General features: G+C 53.7%; 5 protein-coding genes. 3 read left to right on the forward strand and 2 right to left on the reverse strand.

Features of this window, described 5'->3' with window-relative positions; genetic code table 11:
* Positions 1 to 114 precede the first annotated feature (114 nt).
* Positions 115 to 375: a transposase gene (locus K8V32_RS12975; protein ID WP_303908277.1), complete on the reverse strand. Its 261-nt coding sequence runs from the start codon at positions 373 to 375 to the stop codon at positions 115 to 117.
* A gap of 436 nt (positions 376 to 811) precedes the next feature.
* Positions 812 to 1399 carry a TetR/AcrR family transcriptional regulator gene (locus K8V32_RS12980; RefSeq protein WP_303908280.1) on the reverse strand — a complete coding sequence of 196 codons (588 nt, stop codon included), beginning with the start codon at positions 1397 to 1399 and terminating at the stop codon, positions 812 to 814.
* A gap of 375 nt (positions 1400 to 1774) precedes the next feature.
* Here K8V32_RS12980 and K8V32_RS12985 point away from each other — a divergent pair, with 375 nt between their 5' ends.
* From K8V32_RS12985 to K8V32_RS12995, 3 genes are all read left to right on the forward strand, one after another.
* Positions 1775 to 2965, forward strand: a complete 1191-nt coding sequence (locus K8V32_RS12985) for an MFS transporter (RefSeq protein ID WP_303908283.1) — start codon at positions 1775 to 1777, stop codon at positions 2963 to 2965.
* Between the two features lie 135 nt (positions 2966 to 3100).
* Positions 3101 to 4708: an FAD-binding oxidoreductase gene (locus tag K8V32_RS12990; RefSeq protein ID WP_303908286.1), complete on the forward strand. Its 1608-nt coding sequence runs from the start codon at positions 3101 to 3103 to the stop codon at positions 4706 to 4708.
* 323 nt (positions 4709 to 5031) lie between these two features.
* Positions 5032 to 6203: sulfatase-like hydrolase/transferase (locus K8V32_RS12995; protein ID WP_303908289.1), on the forward strand; the 1172-nt coding region annotated here is incomplete at its 3' end.

Raw genomic sequence — 6203 nt, forward strand, 5'->3', positions numbered from 1 at the left:
CCCGGAAACCACGATCACAAGACTGGTTTCCGGGTTGTTTCAACACCCAAAATCAGGAATCTATACACACATTTTGGGCCTTACCCCAATTAAGCCGACCCCGCCTTCAGGATCTCATTGGCACGGCGCAGCTGAAGCATTCTCACGCTTCAACTTCCGGATCTGCTCCTGGGCATCCGTGGGTACACCTGGCTTCTTGCCGGTATCCACCTCGGCTTGTTCCACCCACCGCCGCAACGTCTCAGTAGCAATACTCAGCTTCGGTGCAGTCTCACGAATCACCGTATACCGACTCGGTGCGTCTTCATCTTCTAGCCGGTCAAACACCATGCGCGTGGCAGGATCTTTAATCGATTGAGGGTACTTCCTTGGCATATTTCCATCCTCTCAAATTAGGACGGAACAAAACCCAGGACGGTTCATTCATCGCCCTCGCCAGACGCCGCCTCGACACGCTGTATGCCATGCTGCGCGACGGTACCTTCTACCAAGACCCGGTACCTTAAAAGACGGACCACAATCTTGCCAAAGCAGCTTGACAAAAACGATAGAGGAACCCCCGCCACACAATAACGAGGGGCCAAACAAGGGGCTACACGGGAACGAGCAGAAAACAGACGGCTGAGTATCTTCCTCTATTCCCCAATGAGCTTGGTCATAGCCATGGACACGGTACAGGAGTGGGCGCACTAGGGCCTCACAGAAGCGGCGGGCATCGCTTTCGTACCAGTTGTCGTTATCGCAGTCTCGGTATTCGTACCGTTCTATCTGTTTCTAGATGTTGTCCGCATAGAAATACAGCGAACCGTTCTTAGGCGGCCTCACGCGGGGTTAACCCAGTTAATGCAATATCAAGAACCCGGTCGCTCCATGCTCTCTCCAGCGGCCCGGACTGGAACAATAAGCGGAAATAAATCGGGGCATAAATCAAATCGGCAACACCGACGGAATCCAGTTCCGACCAGATATCGCCTTCTTCTTGGGCACGCCGAATTATCGAGACAGCTGCGGCGCGCCGATTATGCCAAAAACGTTCCTTGAATTCCTTCATTGCGCTCTGGTCGTGCTGACACTCGGCGATCAGTTGGGAAATAAGACGCCCTTCATGGGTCGCATACGTTTCTACTAGCGCCCCCATATGTTCGCGCAACGCCTCGAGTCCTGGCAAATCATCGCGTACAGGCGTACGTGCAATATGGCTGGCTACGAAACTATCAATAACGACCGCAACTTTACTGGGCCACCACCGGTAGATCGTGGTCTTACTGACACCAGCCACTCGGGCTATTCGCTCAATCGAGAGTTTCTGTACCGATATCCCCTCGCCGCTATCTGGGTCGAGAAGTTCCATTGTGGCCTCAAGAATCGCCTTATGACTTGCTTCACTACGTACTGCCATGCAACCGATACTACACCCATTCGATACGACACGGTCACCCTCGGAGCCTTACTGCAAAATGCACCACAAAAACCCCCAAAGATGTGATGCACAACACGGCCCTTTGATGTATATTCGATACGACACGACCTGTATCGACAGGTTTTCTTCACACTTCTAGTTTCATGCAAGGTTTAAAATGTGTACCAAATCTTCCAACGGACACACGTTGTCGGAGGCCATAGATGCCGGTGGCCTCAACTGGCGTCACTGGCTGTTTTTCGGCCTCCTTTTCTTCCTATTCGTCACCGATGGCATGGACGCCACGATCGTCAGCCACATCTTCCCTTCCCTTATCTCTGAGAGGGCCTCTCGGTTGGCGGAGGGATTTCTCTCGTGGTCACCGGCGGCTTTATTTTCATGGGCATCGGAGCCCTGATTTCTGGACGCCTCTCCGACCTCTTAGGACGGAAGGTCGTACTGATTGCTGCAGGTCTACTCTTTGCGATCGGGACTGGCCTCGGTGGCACTTCTCCAGATTTCAATATGTTCATGATCTGGCGCTTCCTCGCATGCCTAGGCATTGGCGCAGTCCTACCGACCGGCGTTGCGCTGCTATCAGACCTGATTCCCGGGAAACAGCGTGCCGCCATGGTTGCCGCCTCATATGCTGGACTTGGCATAGGCACCTCCCTTGGTGCGGTCCTGGCCGGATTTGTGCTCCCCACCCTTGGGTGGCAGACCCTCATGTACCTGGGTGGCATCCTTCCTCTTGTGTTCATTACACTTATTTGGCTCATCATCCCCGAATCCCCAATATTCTTGGCCCACAAAGGACATCACGGCCGTGCGCGCCATGCGCTACTGCGAATCAACCCACGTATTAATGTGGAAAGCATCGACCTGGCGAGTGCGGAAATCTCAAGTCACTCCACCCGCGGAATGAAGCAGCTTCTCACGTCTACCTTCCGCCGAACCACCATCGCCCTATGGGTTTTTGCGTTCTTTTCTTTGGGAACCCAGATGGTCATTGTGCAGTACTTGCCGCTGCTCTTACAACAGCCCTCCCCGGGCCTGGATACCGCCCAGAGCAGCACTATCTTTGCGCTCTATGGCTTTGCCAGCGTTTTGAGCATGCTCTTGCTGGGCTCGGTTCTGGTCAAGCTGCCGATGTACCGTACAGTCGCAGTAGCGATAACCCTCGCGGCCCTTACCGCAGTCTTGGTGAGCGTCACTTCGGATGCCGGCTTCGGCACCTTGCTCATCACCTTGACAGCGGCAGGATTCTTCATCCCTGCGGCCGTGGGCCCCACACGCAATGTGCTCACGGTGGGTGCCTATCCAGCTGACCTCAAGGGCACCGGCTTAGGCGTCATGGAACTTTATGCCCGACTCGGATCGGCAGGCCTTGGCGCCGCTGGAGGAGTCGTCGCTGGCGCAGGAATTGGCCTTGGTGGCTTCTTCCTGGTCCTCCTCGTGCCCTTGGGCATTCTTGGCGGCTCACTTGGCGTACTCAAACGCTCGCAACAGCGCAAAACAAAACAAGCACATGCTGAAGAGAAGCCACTTGTGAATTCTCTGACCTAGATAAGCCTACACCTATGCGGATGCTGCACACCACTGTGCAGCCAGTGCACTATCAACTCCACTTTCGCCTAAAAGCTCGAAGAACTTGGTGTGATGAGTATCACCACATGCGCGAATTTCGAAAGGAAGACTACGATGACTCAAAACGTTGAAAACCTGACCAAAGCTGTCCCACCCGGCGTCACCGAAGAAGGCCTAGAAAAGGCCCTGGAGGCCTTCGTTGCAGCGTTGGGCGCAGAGAAGGTCGCCTCCGACGACGAGACCCTTAAGGCTTACCGCGACCCGTACCAAATCTCTACTTGGACCACCAACCTTGCTGCTGCTGTCATCAAGCCCACCAGCACCGAAGAGGTCCAAGAGATCGTCCGTCTGGCAAATGAGCACCGCATCCCGCTGTGGCCGATTGGTCGTGGAAAAAACAATGGTTACGGCGGACCGGCTCCACAGGTCAACGGATCGATCATTGTGTCGTTTGAAAACATGAACCGAGTGCTGGAGATCAACGAAGAGCTGGGTTACGCCATGGTGGAGCCCGGCGTCAGCTGGATCGACCTGTATGAGGCAATCGAAGCCGGCGGGCACGATTTGGCAGCTTCCATCGTTGACGTTGGCTGGGGTGGCGTCGTTTCAAACACCCTGGACCATGGGCTGACCTACATGCCCTACTCAATCGACCAGGCGTCGCACTGTGGGATGGAAGTTGTTCTACCCGACGGCGACCTCATTCGCACAGGCATGGGCGCGATGGAAGGCAATAAGACCTGGCCGCTGTATAAGCGCGGTTTAGGCCCAACGTCGACCGAACTCTTCATGCAATCGAACTACGGCATTGTCACGAAAATGGGCTACTGGCTCACGCCTAAGCCCGAAGTGTACATGCCATTGTGGCTCCGCTCTTGGAACGACGATGACATCGGCCCTATCGTGGATGCACTTCGTGAACTCATGCTTGATGGCACAATCGATATGCGCCCACAGTTCTCCAACACACTGATTATGGCCTCCATGATGTCATCCCGCAAAGATTGGTGGGATGGCGACGGCCCGTTGCCAGAACACATCATCGACAAAATCGCAAAAGAACTGGACCTTGGCCGCTGGATGATGCGCTTTGCCCTCTATGGCGATGAAGCAGTAGTAGATCACCGTTACGCGAAGCTCAAGAAGCGTTTCGAATCGATTTCCGGCGTTGAAGTCACCGGCGAAAAATACGAAAAATCCGAGTGGAAGAATCTCCAAAACCCACACGAACAGATCCAAATCGGGATCCCGAACCTCGACCTATACAAAATGGCCTCATGGTACGGCGGAGAAGAAGGCGGACACGTCGACTTCTCACCAGTTATTCCAATGACCACCACCGATACCCTGACCGCGCTGTCTTTCATGAAAGAAATGGTCCAGGAAGCCGGCCTAGACCACATGGCCGGTCTGCTTCCTATCAACGCGCGGTCGACCACCTTCATCAATGTGCTTGCTTTCGACACCAAGGATGAAGATCAAACCCGTCGAGCGTACGAAGTTGCCAAGAAGATGGTGGCCATCGCCGGCAAGAAAGGCTACGGCGAATACCGTGCACACCTCTCATTCATGGACCTCGCTGCGGACCAGTTTGGATTCAACAACCACTCGCAACGACGCTTCAATGAAACCATTAAAGACGCCCTCGACCCCAACGGCATCCTCGCTCCAGGCAAGTCAGGAATTTGGCCGGCCCGCCTACGCAACGGCAATAACGCCTAGTCTCGTAGCGATCAGCGGCAACGCGCTCGCAAGCCTCAGGCGCCACTCCTAATCACTATACGGGTGCCCTGCTTCCAGCTGGAGGTAGGACACCCCGTTTTTGCCCATTATTGACGCTGCTCGGTTCACCCAGCAGACCTACATGGAGCGTATTTCATCACTATTTGCTTTCAATGATCGCCCCGAAACCTCAGGAGGTCCGCAATCCTTCGACTGGAGATTGCATAAAAGTCGAAGACGAAAACACGCCTTAATGAGAACCTTATAAACCAACTAATTTTTATCCTTATTTTATAAGAACAGTCGTACAGTGAGGACGAGAAATGAAGACGTGTAAGGCCAAGCGAATTACATCAAAAGCTTTACTCGGGGTGCCTCTGAGTGCATTGGCACTCACACTGGCATTAACCGGGTGTGAAGCAGCCCCGAACCTGCAAGAGGAAGAAGCGGTCTCCGAAACTGCCGATCAGGAACAACCCAATATACTAATGGTCCTTCTCGATGATCTAGGGTATAGCGATTTAGGGGCATACGGCGGAGAAGTTGAAACTCCCAATATCGATGCACTTATAGCCGAGGGGACTCAGTTCACTAATTTTCATACGACTCCCCTTTGTGCCCCTACCCGAGCGGCCCTAATGACCGGGCAACATCCTCACAAGGTGGGATTGGGTTCGATGGAAGGGCTGACCCCACCGGGAGTCCCGACCTCAACGCCCGGATACCGAGGAAGCCTTGAAGGTGATTTTGAGGGTATCGCTGAAGTCTTAAGTGAGACGGGATATGAAACCTATCAGGTTGGTAAATGGCACCTTGGCGGAGAGAGCGGCCAAACCCCTCAGGATCTCGGCTTTGACGGAAATTTCACCTTATACGACGCCGGGGCCTCATACTACGCAGATGGGTTGCGCCTTTTCCCTCGTCCAGTTGAGCCTTTCGATACCGCCATTCATGAGCGTAACGGCGAGCCTTTGGATTCCCTTCCTGAGGACTTTTTTTCTACACGCTCCTACACGGATGAGATGATTCAAATGTTGGAAAACAATGAGGGCTCAGACGATCCATTCTTTGGCTACCTTGCCTATACCGCCCCACACGATCCGCTGCATGTCGAAAATGACACTCTCATCGAAACGTATGAGAAGCTCTATCTCTCTGATTACAACTTTGAAGAACTTCGCGATCTACGAGTAAAACGCATGGAGGATCTCGGGCTGATTGACGAAAACATCGACACCCGCTGGTTAGAAAGTTCCCCTGCCTGGGATGACCTGGATAATGAGCAACGAACGGATCTAGCACACCGCATGGCGGTCTACGGCGCTGTTCTCCATGAAACAGACCAGCATATTGGACGACTGGTAACCTATCTAAAGGAAACAGACCAGTACGACAATACGCTTATAGTTCTGGCCAGTGATAATGGGCCTTCTGCGAGCACCCAAGATAACTACGCTCGGATCGCGCCCGGTGTCCCAGAGTGGTACGAGCAGAA

This window comes from Enteractinococcus helveticum (assembly GCF_020742345.1).
Classification (GTDB): Bacteria; Actinomycetota; Actinomycetes; order Actinomycetales; family Micrococcaceae; genus Yaniella; species Yaniella helvetica_A.